The organism is Kitasatospora sp. NPDC058184 (genome assembly GCF_042883725.1).
Lineage (GTDB): Bacteria > Actinomycetota > Actinomycetes > Streptomycetales > Streptomycetaceae > Kitasatospora.
Map to the genome: position 1 here is coordinate 316,502 of NZ_JBHVVE010000010.1, position 16,309 is coordinate 332,810.

Below are 16,309 nucleotides of genomic sequence, written 5' to 3' on the forward strand. Positions count from 1 at the left end.
CCGGTGCACCCGCCCGCCTCCGCCCGGCCGCGCGCGGGAAGTCGGCCCCGCCGACTTCCCGCGCAAACAGCGCAGGCTCACAGGGTGCGGAACGCGCCCTCCACGGCCTCGCAGGTCTCGTCCAGGTCGTCCTCCGTCACGGCGGCCGAGACGAACCAGCAGGCCATCCCGTACGCGTTGACGTGGATCCCCCGGCGGAGCAGCTCGTGGCGGAACGCGTGGTGGCGGGCCTGGTCGCTGCGGAGCAGGTCCCGGTAGTGCCGGGTCGGCTCGCCGTCGGCGGTGAACACCACCTGGAACATCGCCCCCACCCCCTGGACCGCGCAGGGGACGCCCCGGTCCCGGGCGGCCCGCCGGACGGCCTCCATGATCCGTCGGCCGCTCTCCTCGATGTGCTTCACGGTGTCCGGCCGGTTCAGCCTGCGCAGCGTCACCAGGGAGGCCGTCGCGGACAGCGGCGAGGCGTTGTACGTGCCGCCGTGCTTCACCCGTCCCTCGGCCACCGGCTCCATCACCTCGCGCCGCCCCGCGAAGGCCGCGATCGGCAGGCCCCCGCCGAGCGCCTTGGCGTAGACGGCGAGGTCCGGCACGACCCCGAACAGCGCCTGGGCACCGCCGGGGCCGGTGCGGAAGCCGGTGCAGACCTCGTCGAAGACCAGCACGATGCCGCGCGCCGTGCACTCCTCCCGCAGCAGCGCCAGGTACCCCGGCGCGGGCATGGTGCAGGCGTTGTTGGCGACGATCGGTTCGCAGACGACGGCGGCGAGTTCGCCCCGGTGGGCGTCCAGGACCGCGCGCAGCGCTCCCGGGTCGTTCCACGGGCAGACCACGACGTCGCCGACGACACCGGCCGGGATGCCGGCCGAGTGGGGCACGGAGCGCGGCGCGCCGTACGGCCCGGCCTCGGCGGGGTCGGGCCGGTTGGAGACGGCCAGGGTGTCCGACCAACCGTGGTAGTGGCCCTCGAACTTGAGCACCTTGGACCGCCCGGTGTAGCCACGGGCGGCCCGCACCGCCCCCTGCACCGCCTCGCTGCCCGAGTTGGCGAACCGGACCAGCTCCGCGCAGGGCACCATCTCCCGGATCAGCTCGGCGAGTTCGACCTCCACCGTGTTGCAGGTGCCGAACATCGTGCCGGCGCCCAGGACGGCGCCGAGCGCCTCGGCGAGCTGCCGGTCGGCGTGGCCCAGCACCGCGCTCCCGTAGCCGGCGAGGTAGTCCACGTACGTGTTGCCGTCGACGTCCCGGACCCGCGCGCCCGAACCGCCCACCAGGTAGAGCGGGTAGGGGTCGGGGCCGGTCGAGGTCAGCCGGGCGGAGGAGCTGACGCCGCCCGCCAGCGACTCCTTGGCCCGCTCGAACCACTGCCGGCTGCCGTCGGTCCGGCCCGGTACCGGGTCGGGAACATCCACGTGCGCCGGGCTGCGGCCGTTCGACTGCGCCGCCGGGTTACGGCCATTCATGTGCGACTCCTGTTTGGTCGAGGGTTGTCCGGGCACGCTCGGGGTGCCCTTCGTAGGGACGGGTTCCTGCCGGACGGCATCGCGAGCAGAGCAGAGCGGAGCAGAGGGGACGTGGGGCATGGCGGAGCGGACGGCGGTCGTCACCGGGGCGGGGCGCGGCATCGGGCGGGCGAGCGCGCTGGGCCTGCTGGCGGACGGCTGGACGGTGGTCCTGGTCGGCCGCCGCAAGGAGCCGCTCGCGGAGACGGCCGGGCTCGCCGCCCCCGCCGACCGGGACCGCGCCGTCCCGTTCCCCGCCGACATCACCGACCCGGTGGCCGTGGACGGCCTGTTCGAGTTCGTCGAGGAACGGTTCGGACGGCTGGACCTCCTGTTCAACAACGCCGCCGACGTCATGCCGTACACCCCGACCGAGGACGTGGCCGTCGAGGACTGGCACCGCGTGATGGACTCCATCGCCACCGGCACCTTCCTCTGCTCGCGCGCGGCCTTCCGGATCATGAAGCGTCAGACCCCGCGCGGCGGACGGATCATCAACAACGGCGCGCCTTCCGCACAGACGCCCCGCCCGGACTCCGCCGCCTTCACCGCCGCCAAGCACGCGGTGGCCGGGCTGACCCGCTCGCTGTCCCTGGACGGCCGCCGCCACGACATCTCCTGCGGCCAGATCGACATCGGGAACGTGACCCCGCCCGACCACCCCCAGCCGGCCGTCCTCCAGGCCGACGGCTCACGGCGGGTCGAACCGACCATGGACGTGCGGCACGTGGTCGACATGGTGCGGACCATGGCCGGACTGCCGCTCGGGGTGAACATCCAGTCCGTCCTGGTCATGCCCAGCGCCATGCCGTACGTGGGCCGCGGCTAGCGCCGATCTCTCGGATCGCGCCGGGCGCCGCGCCGCCCCCGCACGGAACGTCGCGGCACCGCCCTGACCCATGTCCCGTCCCCCGTCCGGTTGCCGCTGCCGTTCGACCGGCGTCGACCGCGGTTCACCGGGCCGTTGCCCGGATGTCCCCGCGACGCCGCCGAAGCCGACGCCCCGAAGCTTCTGTCCCACCCCGGCCCGAAGCAATCCGCCGACGCGGCGAACGGCCGAAAAGTCGTCCCCCCCTCCCGCGGTGCCCCTCGCGGCGCGATCATCGTGCCGACGCCCGGTCACCACCAGCCCGTTAGGGGAGCCCTTGTTCCGCGACACCCGCCCGCACGGCATCCGCATACCGACCCACCGCGAGACCGCCGAGGAGTGGGGCGAGCAGATCGCCGTGCTCCGCGACGCCCCGCGCGGGTGGCGCTTCCTGCTGGGGCGGCTGTCCTCCGACGGCTACCTCTGCCACCTCGACCTCAACTACCACCTGGACGGCGAACTCGTGGCCGTCGTCCAGACCTCGCGCCCCGTCCCGTCCGGCCACCGGGTGGGCTCCCTCACCACCCCGCAGTCCCAACTCTCCACCTTCCTGGCGAATTCGGACCGCCTCGACCCCCGCATCCACCTCGCCCCGCCGGACGGCCCGCCCACCCCCGGCGAGGTCCGGCTCCACGGCGTCCCCGTCCCCGTCGAGGTCCACCGCAGCCACGGCTGCCGCAGCGCCCTGATCTCCCGGCTCCCCTCCCAGCCCGGCTACGCGATCGTCACCGCCGCGACCGAGCACTGGGCCACCGCCACCGACCTCGCCCTCCGGCCCCCGGCGGCGTTCTGACCACGCGGGCCCCTGAGCGGGTGTGCGCCCCGAAACAGGCGCGCGCCCACGATCATTCCCCTGTCCGGGTGACGGACGATCACATTCGGCCCTCCTCGGCAGTTCCCGAACCAGGGGCGGAGGTTGGGGTTAGCCTGTGGACATGGTTGCAAACTACAAGGAAGAAGTAGCCATGCCCGACGCGGAGTTCGTCAGCGGTCCCGCTCTGATCCTCCAGTCCCTCGCCTCCGATCCCGACCGGCAGGCCGTCGTCACCGCCGACGGCGCCGAGATCACCGCCGGCGACTTCGCCGCCGCCGCCTACCGCCTCGCCCACGAGCTGATCGCCCGGGGCGCCGCCCTCGGCACCACCGTGACCCTGCTGACCGGCAACACCCCCGAGGCCCTGAGCGCCCGGTACGCGGCGGGCCTCGCCGGCGCCCGGGTGGTGAACCTGTACGACGGCATGAGCACCCCGGTCCTGGCCGAGATCACGGCGAGCGTCGACACCACCGTGCTGCTCGTGGACGCCGAACGGTACGCCGAGGCCGCCGAGTTGCTCCCGCTGATCGACGTGCCGACCGTCCTCACCCTCGGCCCCGGACCCGGCGGCGACCCCGCCGCCCTCGGCGAGGACGTCATCGCCGCCTCCGCCCACCGCCCCGCCGAAGCCCCGGACGTCCGGGTCGGGCCGGAGGACGACCTCAGCATCCGCCACACCGGCGGCACCACCGGCATCCCCAAGGGCATCCTCAGCCTGCACGGACCGTACCGCCGCATCTTCGACGCCCCGATCGGCAGCGACCCCGCCGCCGGCGCGCCCCGCCTCCTCGCCGCCACCCCGCTCGCCCACCTGGCCGGCATCTTCGCCGACCTGACCCTCCAGCACGGCGGCACGGTGGTCCTCCAGCGCTCCTTCGAGCCCGGCGCGGTCCTGGCCGCCATCGAGCGCGAGCACATCACCGACCTCTGGGTGCTGCCGCCGCTGCTCCACCAGCTGCTCGACCACCCGGCGATCGGCCGCACCGACCTGTCCAGCCTGCGGTACCTCTCCTACGGGGGCAGCGCCGCCTCACCGACCCGGATCCGCGAGGCGCTCAAGGTCTTCGGGCCGGTCCTGGTCGGCCTCTACGGGATGTCGGAGGCCCAGCTGATCTCCTTCCTCACCCCGCAGGAGCACGACCGGATCGGCCCCGGCGGCCAGGTGCCGGTCGGCCGGCCCGTCCCGGGCGTCGAGGTGGCGATCCGCTCCGACGACGGCACCGACCTGCCGACCGGCGAGCAGGGCGGGATCCACCTGCGCTCCGACGCCGTCATGGCCGGGTACTGGAAGCGGCCCGACCTCACCGCCGCGGTGCTCCGGGACGGCTGGCTGAACACCGGGGACGTCGGCTACTTCGACGAGGACGGCTACCTCTACCTCTCCGACCGGGTCAAGGACCTGATCATCGTGGTCGGCGGCCACGTCTACCCCTCCGAGGTGGAGGACCTCCTGCTCACCCACCCGGCGGTCGCCCGCTGCGCCGTCTTCGGCGTCCGCGACGACCAGGAGGCGGAGCACGTCCACGTCGCCGTCGTCCCCGCCCCGGGGCAGCGGCCCGACCTGGACACCCTCCGCGCGTTCGTCACCGAGCGCAAGGGGCGGATCTTCGCCCCCGAGGTGCTGCACCTCGTCGACGAGATCCCGCTGACGCCCGTCGGCAAGCCGGACAAGAAGCGGCTGCGCGCGGCCGCCACGGCCTGAAGGCCCGCACCCGCCGGACCGCACCCGCCGGACCGCGCCGTGCGCGGCCGCCGGGTGGCGGCCGTGGCGGCGGCCGCACACCGAACCGGCACCGGTCCCCACGGGAATCCCCACCCGGCTTCACCCCAAGGTGGGGTTTGGCTCAACACGCCACGGGCCCCGTGCCGAGAAGCCAACGGGGTGGCGGCGCTGAGGGCCGCCACCCCGTCGGCTCCTCCCCCTTCTCCCCCGCTACGGCTGCCGCGACCGCGCCAGCGCGTCGAGCGCCGCCGCGGCGGCCGGGTCCGGGCCGGGGGTGTAGACCTCCAACCGGTGGTCCGGCCGGTCGGGTTGGAGCCACACCTGGTACGTCACCTCCAGCGGCCCGACCGCCGGATGGTCCAGCGTCCTGCTGCCGAAGGTGCACTCCCGCACGTTCCCACCCGCCCACCAGGCGGCGAACTCCGGGCTCTTCATGCTGAGTTCGCCGATCAGCCGGGCCAGCTCGCGGTCCTCCCCATACCGCCCGGCGACCAGCCGCAGGTAGCCGACATGGGTGCGGGCGTAGTGCTCCCAGTCCCGTTCGAGCGCGCGGGTGCGCGGGTCCAGGAACAGCAGCCGGCTCATCGACGGCCGGGTGGCCGGATCGTCCGGCGCCCCGTACGGGAGGTGTCCGGCGAGCAGCGCGTGGCCGAGCCGGTTCCAGGCGAGCACGTCGTTGCGGCGGCCGAGCAGCAGGGCGGGCACGTGGTCCAGCGAGGCGAGGAGGTGCGCCGAGCGCGGGTCCGGCTGCTCGACCGGAGGGCGGCTCCGTACGGCCCGGGGCGGGCGGCGGGCGAGGTCGCCCAGGTGGGTGCGCTGGGTGGCGTCCAGGCGCAGGACGCGGGCGATCGCGTCGAGCACCTGGTCCGAGGCGTTGGTGCTGCGCCCCTGCTCCAGCCGGGTGTAGTAGGCGACGCTGATGCCCGCCAGCCCGGCCAGCTCCTCCCGGCGCAGCCCGGCCACCCGCCGGTGCTCGGCCGGCACGCGCAGGTCCAGCTCGGCCGGGGTGACGGCGGCGCGGCACAGGCGCAGGAACTCGCCCAGCTCGCTGTTGGCTCCCATGCCCACCGAGGCTACGGCGGAAGGTTTCCGCAGGCCAGCGCCGTGGGTGACCCTCCGAGGAGTAGGAACGACAGGTGGCTGGCCGGGGGCGCGCGGGGCGCCGGAGCATGGCCCCGTCCGGCCGCGCCCCGGCCCCGCCCCAGCCAAGGACCCTCCACCGCCATGCCCCCCGCCCTGCTCGCGCTCGCCCTCAGCGCCTTCGCCGTCGGCACCACCGAGTTCGTCACGAACGGCCTGCTGACCTCCCTCGCCACCGACTTCGACGTCACCGTCGCCCGCGCCGGGCTGGTCACCACCGCCTACGCCGTCGGCCAGGCCTGCGGTCCGGCGCTCGCCCTGCTCACCCTGCGGATGCCCCGCCGGCGCCTGCTCGTCCTGCTGATGCTGCTGTTCACGGCGGGCAACCTCGCCTCGGCCCTCGCGCCGACCTTCGGCCTGCTCCTGGCCACCCGCTTCCTCACCGCGTGCACCCACACCGCCTTCTTCGGCGTCGCCTCCGTCGTGGCCTCCCGGCTCGTCCCGACGGCCCGGCGGGGAGCCGCGATCGCCCTGGTGTTCACCGGGCTGAGCCTGGCCAACGTGCTCGGCCTGCCGATCGGCACCCTGGCCGGGCAGGCCTGGGGCTGGCGCGGGGCGTTCGCGCTGGTCGCCGTGTTCGGCGCGGCGGGACTGCTCGGCCTGCTGCGGCTCCTCCCCCGCACGGACACCGCCCCCACCGACGCCCCCGCCTCCGCCGCGCCCTCGCTCCGCGCCGAACTGGCCGTCTTCGCGGACCTCCGCCTCTGGCTGGCCCTCGCCGCGACGGCCGTCGGCTTCGGCGGGCTGTTCGCCTCCTTCACCTTCGTCCAGCCGATGCTGACCGCCGTCACCGGCTTCGGAACGGGCGACGTGGTCTGGCTGCTGGCCGTCTACGGCGCCGGGCTGGTCGCGGGCAACTGGCTGGCCGGCCGGGCCGCCGACCGCGCCCTCGTCCCGATGACGGCGGCCCTGTTCGCGGCCCTCGCCCTCACCCTCGCCCTCTTCACCGCCACCGTCCACCACAAGGGCGCCGCCGTGGCCACCCTCTTCCTGCTCGGCTTCTGCGGCTTCGGCCTGCTCACCCCGACCCAGGCCTACGTCCTGCGGGTCGCGGGCCGCGACTCCGCCCTGGTCGGCACCGCCAACACCGCCGCCTTCGGCGTGGGCATCACCCTCGGCTCCCTGCTCGGCGCCGCCGTCATCGAGCACGGCGGCCCCCACCCCGACACCGCCCTCCCCCTCACCAACCTCGCCGGCGCCGCCATGACGGCCCTCGGCCTGCTGGTCTTCGCCCTCTCCGCCGCAACGGGCCCCCGCCGCCCCGCCACCGCTCCATCAACTCCCGGATGACGTCCACCGGTTCAGCCGGTCCGAACCGCTCAGCCCTCCTCGCGGCCGCGGAAGGCCCGACGGTACTCGCGGGGGGCGACGCCGACCCGGTCCACGAAGACCGGCCGCAGGGAGACCGCGGAGGCGAAGCCGCAGTGGGTGGCGACGGTGTCGACGGGCAGGTCGGTCTCCTCCAGGAGGCGCTGGGCGGTGAGGACGCGCTGGTCGAGGAGCCAGCGCATCGGGGTGGTGCCGGTGGTGGCGGTGAAGCGGCGGGCGAAGGTGCGTTCGGACATCAGGGCGGCGGCGGCCATCCGGCGCACCGTCCAGGGGGTGTCGAGGGAGGCCAGGACCTCGGCGCGGAGGCGGGCCAGCGGGTCGTCGCCGACGGCGGCGTCCGGGACCGGGGAGGGCAGGAACTGGTTCTGGCCGCCCGCCCGGAAGGGCGCGGTGACCATGGCGCGGGCGATGGTGGCGGCGGCCCGCTGGCCGTGGGCGGTGCGGACGAGGTGCAGGCAGAGGTCGATGCCCGCCGCGACGCCGGCCGAGGTCCACAGGCCGTCGCCGCCGGTGAAGAGCACCTCGGGCCGGACCGTCACCGCCGGGAAGCGGCGGGCGAGTTCGGGGGCGAGCGCCCAGTGGGTGGTGGCCTCGCGGCCGTCCAGCAGGCCGGCCTCGGCGAGGACGAAGGCGCCCGCGCAGAGCGAGGCGATCGGGACGCCCGCCGCGGCGACGGCCCGCAGGGCGCCCAGGACCTCCGGGGTATGCCGGGCCCCCGGGTCCTCGACGCCCGGCACCACCACCAGGTCGCAGTCGGTGAGCGCGCCCAGGGCGTGGTCGGGGAGCCGCTCCAGCCCGCCGCCCAGCCGCACCCGGGCGCCCTCCGGCCCGCAGACCCGCAGGTCGAAGAGGGGCTGGCCGGGCCGGATGGCCCGGTTCGCCCACACCTCGCCGATCACGGCGTAGTCGAAGGCCCGGACACCGTCGAAGATCAGGCAACCCACCGTACGCATGGCAGGAATCTATCGATGGTCGGCATCTCCGCCCATCACGCCTCCCCGGCCCCGCCGACCACCATGGACGGCATGACGAACCTCGACGCCTTCGACGCCCCCCTCGCCCTCGACCCCGACGCCGTCCTGCTGCTCATCGACGTCCAGAAGGGCTTCGAGGCCCCCGCCTTCGGCCCCCGCGACAACCCGCAGGCCGAGCAGCGGATGGCCGAGCTGATCACCGCCTGGCAGGACACCGACCGCCCGATCGTCACCGTGCAGCACGACGGCCCGGGCACGCCGCTGGCCGGGGGCACCCCGGGGCACGACCTGAAGGACTTCGTCGCCGGGCTCACCCCGGCGCTGCACGTCACCAAGACCGTCAACAGCGCCTTCTACGGCACCCCCGACCTGCACGCCTGGCTGCAGGAGCGCGGCGCCCGGCAGGTGGTGGTCACCGGGATCATCACCAACGTGTGCTGCGAGACCACCGCCCGGATGGCCGGCAACCTCGGCTACGACGCGATCTTCCCCACCGACGCCATGCACTCCTTCGACATGGCCGGCCCGGACGGCACCACCATCCCGGCCGCCGACCTCGCCCGCGCCACGGCCGCCACCCTGCACGCGATGCGCTTCGCCAAGGTGGTGACCACCGAGGACGTCACCGGAGCCGCCCGGGCCTGAACAGCGGCTCGTAGGCGTTGCCCTCCTCGGCATTGAGCAGCACGTACGACGCCCCGGGGCCCAGCGCGAGCTCCCGCAGCCGCGCCAGGGCCCCGAAGGCCGGGGGACGTCGGGCCCGAGCACGGCGGCCGGGGGGCCGCTGAGCCCGAGCGCGGCGGCGGAGTCGGCGCGGACGGCGTCGAGGAGGGACGCGGCGGCCACCCCACGGACCACGACGGGCAGCCGTCAGGCCGCCAGCCGCTCCGCCAGGTACTCCTCCCAGGTCCGCCGCCCGTGGTCGGCGCCCGCCGGGGCCAGGTTCTCCCCCGCCCGGTACGCCCGCCCGACCTTGCCCGGCACCCGGAGCGGCAGCCGCCGGCGGCTGCGGCCGCGCGCCGCGAGGTAGCCGCGGGTCAGCTCCTCCATCGCGTACACCGTCGGACCGGCCAGGTCGGGCACCGCCCCGGCCGGCTCGCCCAGCGCCAACTCCACCAGCCGGGCGGCGACTTCCCGTACGTCCACGGGCTGCCAGCGGACCCCGCCGGGGGCCGGGACGAGCGGCAGCCGGGCCGTCTTCTCCGCCACCGTGAACGCCAGGTCGTGGAACTGCGCGGCCCGCAGGATCGTGTACGGCAGGCCCGATTCGGCCACCGCCCGCTCGGCGGCGTGCTTGGCCCGGAAGTAGCCGAGCGGCAGCCGGTCCGCGCCGATCACCGAGATGTACACCAGGTGCCGCACCCCGGCCCGCCGGGCGGCGGCGACCAGCAGCCGGGTGGCGACGTCGTCGCCCTTGGGGCCGCCCGCGAGGTGCAGCACGGTGTCCACGCCCGCCAGCGCCTCGTCCAGCCGGGCGGCCGCCGTCGCCGGGTCGCCGAGCAGGTCGCCGCGCACGTACGCGACGCCGTCGGCGTCCGGGCGCTCCCGCCGGCTGAGCACCCGCACCGGCAGCCCGGCCGCGCGCAGCAGCGGGACCACCTGCCGGCCCAGGGTCCCGGTACCTCCGGTGACCAGCACCGTGTTCTTCGTCATGACCGTCTCCGATTCGTCCCGGGAGGGGAGTTGATCTCCCCGCCGCGGCCGTTGTTGGGTGACTCCTGCTGCCCTGACCCCCGGCGACGAAGGAATGTGACACGTGGACGAGAAGGTGGACGGGGAATCCTCCCGGACCGCGCTCTTCGAGGAGCACCGCCCGCACCTGCGCGCGGTCGCGTACCGGATGCTCGGCTCGATCAGCGAGGCCGAGGACGCCCTCCAGGAGGCCTGGCTCCGCTACGACCGCACCGACACCGCCGGGGTGGACAACCTCGGCGGCTGGCTGACCACGGTGGTCTCCCGGGTCTGCCTGAACCTGCTGCGCACCCGCGCCCTGCGCCGCGAGGAGCCGCTGGAGCCCGCCGGGCCGGGCGGCGAGCCGGGCCCGCCGCGCATCCCGGACCCGCTGCTGCGGCGCGAGGGCGTGGTGGACCCGGAGCAGGAGGTGATGCTCGCGGACTCGGTCGGGCTGGCGCTGATGGTGGTGATGGAGTCGCTGTCACCGGCCGAGCGGGTCGCCTTCGTGCTGCACGACCTGTTCGCGGTGCCGTTCGAGGAGATCGCCCCGCTGATCGAGAAGACCGCCGCCGCCACCCGCCAGCTGGCCAGCCGGGCCCGCCGCAAGGTGCAGGGGCAGGCGCCCGCGCCCGACCCGGACCTCGGCCGGCAGCGGGCGGCCGTGGACGCGTTCTTCGCCGCCGCCCGCAACGGCGACCTGGACGCGCTGCTCGCCGTGCTCGACCCGGACGTGGTGCTGCGCTCGGACGGCGGCGCGCTGCTGGCCCGGCACACCGTGGTGCTCTCGGGCGCCGGCACGGTGGCCGGCCAGGCCGTCCTGTGGGGCACGCTGTCGCCGTTCGCCCGCCCGGCGCTGGTCAACGGCACCGCGGGCGCGGTGGTCATCGGCGACAACGGCCGGCCGCTGTCGGTCATGGCGTTCACCGTGGTGGACGGCGCGATCGTCGCGATCGACGTGCTCACCGACCCGGAGCGGCTGGCGGGCCTGGACCTCACCGACTTCCGGAACGGCTGACCCGGGAGGCGGGGCGGGGAGGGCGGCCGCGCCCTCCCCGGTCAAGCCCGGTCGGCCCTGCGTTCCCCCCGGTCACCGCGCCACCCTGACCAGCCCCTGAGAGGACGTCACCAGCCCTGCGCGACCACCCAGTCGGCCAGCTTCCGGGCGCAGTCGTCCACCGCCTCCTTCCAGCTGTGCTCCGCACCGTCCCCGGCCTGGTCGCTGACGTGCTTGACCAGCCGCACCGGCAGCCCGGCGCGGTGGGCGACGGTGGCGACGGCGTAGCCCTCCATGTCCACCAGGTCGGCGTGCTCGGCGAGCCGGTCGCGGGCGTCCGTGTCGGAGACGAAGAGGTCGCCGGTGGCCAGCACCGGGCCGTCGCCCTTGCCGATCACCAGCGGGGCCCCGTACTCACGCCCGGTGAGCGCGTGCAGGGCGGCGGTGTCGAGGTCGTGCTGGATCACCTGGACCACGTGGTGGGTGCCCTCCCAGCCGGGGCGCAGCGCGCCGGCCGTACCGAGGTTGATCACCTCGGACGGCTTCTCGCCCTGCGCGAGGACGGTGGCCAGCGCGACGGCGGCGTTGACCTTCCCTATCCCGGTGAGCAGCACGGGCAGGCGGTCGTCCAGGTGGGCGGCCTCCTCGCGCACGGCGACGACGAGCAGCGGACGGTCGGGCGAGATCGTTCCAAGCAGGCGCATACCTCCATCGTACGGAGCGAGGGGTCGCCGCACCCGGGAAAGCCCGCCCGCAACCGGACCCCCGCGCTCCGCCCGGCCGGGGGAACCGCGTAGGGTGCGGCCCGCGTCGGACGGTTCGCCACCTCTCGGGACGACCGGCAGGAGACGACCGGCGGGAGCGGCACGAACCGTACGGGCCATACGGGACCGTACGGGCCGCACCGGCGGCGCCGACGGCACCGGCCGCGCCGGTGCCACGGGCCGTCCGGGGGACGTGCACGACATGCTCAAGATCGGCGCAAGTCAGGTGTGGTCGGGGGGAGTCACGGCCATACTGCTGCCATCGGTCGGGCCCCGGGGACGGGCCCGGCCCCAGGGGAGGATGAGGCGGGTGGCAACACCAGTAGGCAACGGCGCGTCCGGCGCCGCGTTCCCGGCACGGCCGAACCAGCTGCCGGGGGCGCCGGGCGCCGCGGTGGCGACGGCCGTGCCGGTGGCGGCGGCCGCACCGGGGGCACCGGCCGTCCCCGGATCGGCACCGCTCGCGAAGTCCGGCGGGGCGCCCCCGGCGGCCAGACCCGGTGGGGCGCCCGAGAAGCGCCCTCCGGCGGCCGTCGCCACCGGCGTGCGCGCCCGGCTCGCACAGGCCACCCGCACGCCCCCAGGGCGGCTGCGACTGGCCGGCGTGGTGCTCGCGGTGCTCACCGTCGCCTTCGGCGGGCTCACCGCCTGGCAGCTGGAGACCAGGGCGCAGGCCGCCGACCGGGTGGTCTCGTACAGCCAGCCGCTCAGCCGGGACGCCGCCGAGATCCACCGCAGCCTGGCCGACGCCGCCACCACCGCGGCGAGCGGCTTCCTGCTGGCCGGCGCCGAGCCCGACGCGGTCCGCACCCGCTACGAGCAGGACATCGCCACCGCCGCCAAGCTGATCGCCCAGGCTGCCGCCCGGACCACCGCGACCTCGCCCGCCCAGGGCTCGCTCTCCCGGCTGAACCAGCAACTCCCCGCCTACGCCGGCCTGGTGGAGACCGCGCGGGCCGACAACCGGCAGGGCATCCCGCTCGGCGGCGCCTACCTGCGGTACGCCTCCGAGCAGATGCAGACCGTGCTGCTGCCGGCCGCCGCCGAACTGGCCGCGGCCGAGAACCAGGAGCTGGCCGACGACTACGCCGAGGCCAAGGCGGTGCCGTGGGGGGCGTACGGCCTGGCGCTGGTCACCCTGGCCGCGCTGGCCTGGGTGCAGCTCACGCTGTTCCGCCGCACCAACCGGGTGTTCAACATCGGGCTGCTGGGCGCCACCGCCGCCGTCCTGGCCGGCGGGCTGTGGCTGGCCGTCACCGGTCTGACCACCAGCGCGGCGCTCAAGCGGAGCGTCCACGAAGGCGCGGCCCCGCTGAAGGCGCTCAACACCGCCCGGGCGGACGTACTGACCGCCCGGCTGGCGGAGAACCTCCACTTCGTCGCCCGCGGCTCGACCACCAAGTACGCCGACCAGTGGACGAAGGCCGTCGGAGACCTCGCCGGAACCACCGACGTCCCGGCGGACCGGTCCGCCGGCTCGCTGCCGGAGGCCCTCCGCCTGGCCCCCTCGGCCGCCCAGCCGGGCGTCCGGGAGGCCGCCAAGCAGTTCGACGAGTGGCGCAAACGGCACGATGAGGCCCGGAAGCGGGAGGTGTTCGAGGCCGACTACCAGGGCGCGCTGGAGGCCACCGTGACGGCCAAGGGCGACGCGGCCACCGCCGACGCCTCCTTCAACGCCACCGACAAGGCGCTCGCCCAGGCCGCCGACATCGAGCAGGACCGCTTCAAGCAGGCCGCCGAGGGCACCGGCGGGGACCTGCGCACCGCCGCCGTCGCCGCCGCGCTGCTCGGCCTGGTGGCCGCGGCCGCCGCGCTGCGCGGCCTGGGCCGGCGACTGGCCGAGTACCGGTAACGGGCAAGGGGGAGAGCGACCGATGCGCACCAGGGGTTTCAGGAGCTTCAGAGGTTCCAGTGGTTCCGGCCGTTCCGGCGGTTCCGGGAGGAGGACCAGGCCCGCCGTCGCGGTGGCCCTGCTGGCGGCCGGCGCGGCCGTGCTCGCCGGGGGCGGCCCGGTCGGCGCCGCGCCGGCGGCCCTGCACCGGACGAAGCAGGACCAGCAGGAGCAGCAGGAGCAGGCCGACGGCTGCGACGTCACGAAGAGCGTGCCGCCGAGCACCGACGACGGCCCGGCCGTGAAGGCCATCAAGGCCAGGCGCAGCCTGGTGATCGGCGTGGACCAGAACAGCTACCGCTGGGGCGCCCGCAACCCGAACACCGGCCAGATCGAGGGCTTCGACATCGACCTCGCCCGGGCGATCGGCGCGGCCGTCATGGGCGACCCGGAGAAGGTGGTGCTCAAGCCGGTGGCCACGGCCGACCGGATCGACGCCATCAAGAAGGGCCGGGTCGACCTGATCGTCCGCACCATGACGATCAACTGCAAGCGGATGGAGGACGTCGCCTTCTCCAAGCCGTACTTCAACATCACCCAGCGCGTCCTGGTGCCGACGGCCTCGCCGGCGAAGAACATCGACGACGCCGTCAAGGACCAGCGGGTCTGCGCCGCCGCCGGCTCCACCGCGCTGACCGTGGTCACGGAGAAGAAGACCGCCCGGCAGGTCGTCACGGTGGAGAACCAGCTGGACTGCCTGGTCCTGATGCAGCTCGGCAAGGTCGACGCGACCATGACCGACAACGGCCTGGCGGCCGGTCAGGCCGCGCAGGACCAGACCGTGCGGATCGTGGACGGCGAGGCCCAGCCGGAGGTGGTCGGCGTCGCCATGCTGAAGGACAGCACCGACCTGACCGCCCGCGTCAACCAGGTCCTGGCCGACTACTACGCGCGCGGCGACTGGGCCCGTTCGTACGAGCACTGGCTCAAGCCGTACATGCTCAACGAGGCCGACCGCTACTGGCCGGGCACCCGCTGAGCCGGAGTCGGGGCCGCCCCGGGGTCCGCCCCGGGCCGGTCCGGGGGCGACGCGGGGGACGGCGCGGGGGAGGTAGCGCGCGGGCCGTCAGCGGGGCGTTGACGGTGCCTTGACGCCCCGCGCCCGCTCCGCCCGAACGGCCACCGGCTAGGGTTCGGGACGATCACCACGGGGAGACCGGTGGTGGACACGGGGGTTGTCGTGGGACCGCACGTCCGGTACGTCCAGCACGTCAGGTACGTCAGGAACGTCAGGCACGTCGGGATCGCACGCGAGGAAGGAAGGACACCGCGGTGGCGGCATCGGCTGGCCCGGTACTGAACCGGGAGGAGGTCGACCGCGCGCTCGCCCGCCTCGGCGCGGAGCGGGACGCGGTCGAGTCGGCGCTGCTCGCCCTCCAGGACCACTCGGGCCTGCGGCTGCTGGACGGCGCCGAGCTGTCCGGACGCACCCTGGAGCGCTGGTCCGTCGCCGGCAAGGGCCTGCCCCTGCTCTGGGCGCTGTTCGACCGCTACTCCGAGGCGCTGGCCTCGGCGCGCGCCGTCCGGGCCCGCAAGGCCAAGCCCGGCGCACCCGAACTGGCCGAGCTGAGCGAACTGCTGACCGGCGACGCGGTGACCGTCCCCGGCGGGGTGGTGCCGGACGGCCCGCAGGTGCTCGGCGCGCCGGCCAGGCTGGTCGAGCGGATCAGCCTGGACGCGCTGATGGTCCGGATGAACTCCTGGTACGCCACCGTGCTGGAGGTGGTCAGCGCCGCCGACGCCGTCTGGTCGGCGCTGCCCGCCCGGATCGACCTGCTGCTGGCCGAGCTCCAGCGGGTGCGCACCCTCGCCGCCTCGCTCGGCGTGCGCACCGGGAGCCACCCGCTGGGCGACGACCTGGCCGGGATCGAGCAGGACCTCACCGGGCTGCGCGCCGAGGTCCACGGGGACCCGCTGGCGCTGTGGCGCCCGGCCCGGGTGCCCGCCCAGCGCGGCACCGTCCCGGAGGGCTCGGCCTTCGCCGGCCCGGCCGGGGTGGTCGACACCGAGCGGTTCGACCGGGCCGGGCGGGCGCTGGACGGCGTCCGGCTGGAGCTGGAGGACCTGCTGCGGCTGCGCGACGAGGCCGAGGAGCGCCTCCAGGGCGTCGGCGACCTCCTCCAGCGGGCCGACGCCACCCTGGCCGAGGCCCGCCGGGCGCGCGGCGAGGTGCTGGCGAAGATAGCGTCCAGCGACGTCCCGGCGGTGCCCGGACCGGCCTCGGCGCTGCGCGAACGGATCGTCGCGGCCCTGGACCTGCGCCAGGCCGGGCAGTGGGGCCGGCTGGCGCCGCTGCTGGACACGCTGGAGGACGCCGCCGCCAAGGAGCTGGGCCGGGCCCGGCAGTCGCTCACCGAGGTGACCCAGCCGCTGGCTGTCCGGGCCGAGCTGCGCGGCCGGCTGGACGCCTACAAGGCGATGGCGGCCCGGCTGCGGGTCTCCGAGGACCCGGAAGTGATCGAACGGTACGAGAAGGCGCGCTGGCTGCTGTGGAGCGCGCCCTGCGACCTGCGGGCGGCGGCCGCCGCGGTGGCCCGGTTCCAGCAGTCGCTGCGCCCGGCCCAGACCGAGGCCGGGCAGGCACAGGAGGCGGCCGGCCAGGAGCCGGCCGACGGACAGGTCCAGGGGGGCTGAGG

General features: G+C 75.4%; 14 protein-coding genes. 9 read left to right on the forward strand and 5 right to left on the reverse strand.

Going from position 1 to position 16,309, the window contains the following annotated elements:
• Nucleotides 1-77: 77 nt before the first annotated feature.
• Nucleotides 78-1,463 (reverse strand): aspartate aminotransferase family protein, encoded by a 1,386-nt coding sequence (locus ACFVXH_RS21560; protein ID WP_387826115.1) that lies wholly within the window; start codon nucleotides 1,461-1,463, stop codon nucleotides 78-80.
• A 118-nt stretch (nucleotides 1,464-1,581) separates the two neighbouring features.
• Here ACFVXH_RS21560 and ACFVXH_RS21565 point away from each other — a divergent pair, with 118 nt between their 5' ends.
• The 3 genes from ACFVXH_RS21565 (at nucleotide 1,582) to ACFVXH_RS21575 (ending at nucleotide 4,886) form a co-directional block, all read left to right on the forward strand.
• Nucleotides 1,582-2,331, forward strand: coding sequence for an SDR family oxidoreductase (locus tag ACFVXH_RS21565; protein ID WP_074005568.1), 750 nt, complete (start codon nucleotides 1,582-1,584; stop codon nucleotides 2,329-2,331).
• 316 nt (nucleotides 2,332-2,647) lie between these two features.
• A complete protein-coding gene (locus ACFVXH_RS21570; protein WP_074005567.1) occupies nucleotides 2,648-3,163 on the forward strand; it encodes a hypothetical protein in 516 nt (171 codons plus the stop codon).
• 172 nt (nucleotides 3,164-3,335) lie between these two features.
• Nucleotides 3,336-4,886: an AMP-binding protein gene (locus tag ACFVXH_RS21575; RefSeq protein ID WP_387826119.1), complete on the forward strand. Its 1,551-nt coding sequence runs from the start codon at nucleotides 3,336-3,338 to the stop codon at nucleotides 4,884-4,886.
• Between the two features lie 231 nt (nucleotides 4,887-5,117).
• Here ACFVXH_RS21575 and ACFVXH_RS21580 read toward each other — a convergent pair whose 3' ends face one another.
• Nucleotides 5,118-5,969 (reverse strand): helix-turn-helix domain-containing protein, encoded by an 852-nt coding sequence (locus tag ACFVXH_RS21580; RefSeq protein ID WP_387826121.1) that lies wholly within the window; start codon nucleotides 5,967-5,969, stop codon nucleotides 5,118-5,120.
• Between the two features lie 162 nt (nucleotides 5,970-6,131).
• Here ACFVXH_RS21580 and ACFVXH_RS21585 point away from each other — a divergent pair, with 162 nt between their 5' ends.
• A complete protein-coding gene (locus ACFVXH_RS21585; protein WP_387826124.1) occupies nucleotides 6,132-7,337 on the forward strand; it encodes an MFS transporter in 1,206 nt (401 codons plus the stop codon).
• 29 nt (nucleotides 7,338-7,366) lie between these two features.
• Here the strand turns inward: ACFVXH_RS21585 and ACFVXH_RS21590 are convergent, their stop codons facing one another.
• Nucleotides 7,367-8,329, reverse strand: a complete 963-nt coding sequence (locus ACFVXH_RS21590; protein WP_074005563.1) for a GlxA family transcriptional regulator — start codon at nucleotides 8,327-8,329, stop codon at nucleotides 7,367-7,369.
• A gap of 15 nt (nucleotides 8,330-8,344) precedes the next feature.
• Here ACFVXH_RS21590 and ACFVXH_RS21595 point away from each other — a divergent pair, with 15 nt between their 5' ends.
• The gene (locus ACFVXH_RS21595; RefSeq protein WP_338016376.1) at nucleotides 8,345-8,995 is read left to right on the forward strand and encodes a cysteine hydrolase family protein; all 651 of its coding nucleotides are present in this window, start codon (nucleotides 8,345-8,347) and stop codon (nucleotides 8,993-8,995) included.
• Nucleotides 8,996-9,220: 225 nt separating this feature from the next.
• On the opposite strand, the gene ACFVXH_RS21600 is transcribed toward ACFVXH_RS21595, so the two are convergent.
• Nucleotides 9,221-10,003: an SDR family oxidoreductase gene (locus tag ACFVXH_RS21600; protein WP_387826128.1), complete on the reverse strand. Its 783-nt coding sequence runs from the start codon at nucleotides 10,001-10,003 to the stop codon at nucleotides 9,221-9,223.
• Between the two features lie 103 nt (nucleotides 10,004-10,106).
• On the opposite strand from ACFVXH_RS21600, the gene ACFVXH_RS21605 reads away from it, so the two are divergent.
• Nucleotides 10,107-11,039 carry a sigma-70 family RNA polymerase sigma factor gene (locus ACFVXH_RS21605; protein WP_387826131.1) on the forward strand — a complete coding sequence of 311 codons (933 nt, stop codon included), beginning with the start codon at nucleotides 10,107-10,109 and terminating at the stop codon, nucleotides 11,037-11,039.
• A 107-nt stretch (nucleotides 11,040-11,146) separates the two neighbouring features.
• Here ACFVXH_RS21605 and ACFVXH_RS21610 read toward each other — a convergent pair whose 3' ends face one another.
• Nucleotides 11,147-11,722, reverse strand: a complete 576-nt coding sequence (locus tag ACFVXH_RS21610) for a nucleosidase (RefSeq protein WP_049649370.1) — start codon at nucleotides 11,720-11,722, stop codon at nucleotides 11,147-11,149.
• A gap of 370 nt (nucleotides 11,723-12,092) precedes the next feature.
• Here ACFVXH_RS21610 and ACFVXH_RS21615 point away from each other — a divergent pair, with 370 nt between their 5' ends.
• From ACFVXH_RS21615 to ACFVXH_RS21625, 3 genes are all read left to right on the forward strand, one after another.
• Nucleotides 12,093-13,634 carry a hypothetical protein gene (locus ACFVXH_RS21615; protein ID WP_387826134.1) on the forward strand — a complete coding sequence of 514 codons (1,542 nt, stop codon included), beginning with the start codon at nucleotides 12,093-12,095 and terminating at the stop codon, nucleotides 13,632-13,634.
• A 22-nt stretch (nucleotides 13,635-13,656) separates the two neighbouring features.
• A complete protein-coding gene (locus tag ACFVXH_RS21620) occupies nucleotides 13,657-14,652 on the forward strand; it encodes a glutamate ABC transporter substrate-binding protein (RefSeq protein WP_387826137.1) in 996 nt (331 codons plus the stop codon).
• Nucleotides 14,653-14,945: 293 nt separating this feature from the next.
• Complete coding sequence (locus ACFVXH_RS21625; RefSeq protein ID WP_234348701.1) at nucleotides 14,946-16,307, forward strand: hypothetical protein; 1,362 nt, start codon at nucleotides 14,946-14,948, stop codon at nucleotides 16,305-16,307.
• Nucleotides 16,308-16,309: the final 2 nt, after the last annotated feature.

What these genes read in the sequence shown, in the direction of transcription:
- ACFVXH_RS21590 (WP_074005563.1), bottom strand. Translation starts at nt 8,329, where the DNA reads ATGCGTACGGTGGGTTGCCTGATCTTCGACGGTGTCCGGGCCTTCGAC.
- ACFVXH_RS21595 (WP_338016376.1), top strand. Translation starts at nt 8,345, where the DNA reads ATGGTCGGCATCTCCGCCCATCACGCCTCCCCGGCCCCGCCGACCACC.
- ACFVXH_RS21580 (WP_387826121.1), bottom strand. Translation starts at nt 5,969, where the DNA reads ATGGGAGCCAACAGCGAGCTGGGCGAGTTCCTGCGCCTGTGCCGCGCC.
- ACFVXH_RS21620 (WP_387826137.1), top strand. Translation starts at nt 13,657, where the DNA reads ATGCGCACCAGGGGTTTCAGGAGCTTCAGAGGTTCCAGTGGTTCCGGC.
- ACFVXH_RS21600 (WP_387826128.1), bottom strand. Translation starts at nt 10,003, where the DNA reads ATGACGAAGAACACGGTGCTGGTCACCGGAGGTACCGGGACCCTGGGC.
- ACFVXH_RS21610 (WP_049649370.1), bottom strand. Translation starts at nt 11,722, where the DNA reads ATGCGCCTGCTTGGAACGATCTCGCCCGACCGTCCGCTGCTCGTCGTC.
- ACFVXH_RS21560 (WP_387826115.1), bottom strand. Translation starts at nt 1,463, where the DNA reads ATGAATGGCCGTAACCCGGCGGCGCAGTCGAACGGCCGCAGCCCGGCG.
- ACFVXH_RS21565 (WP_074005568.1), top strand. Translation starts at nt 1,582, where the DNA reads ATGGCGGAGCGGACGGCGGTCGTCACCGGGGCGGGGCGCGGCATCGGG.
- ACFVXH_RS21575 (WP_387826119.1), top strand. Translation starts at nt 3,336, where the DNA reads ATGCCCGACGCGGAGTTCGTCAGCGGTCCCGCTCTGATCCTCCAGTCC.
- ACFVXH_RS21585 (WP_387826124.1), top strand. Translation starts at nt 6,132, where the DNA reads ATGCCCCCCGCCCTGCTCGCGCTCGCCCTCAGCGCCTTCGCCGTCGGC.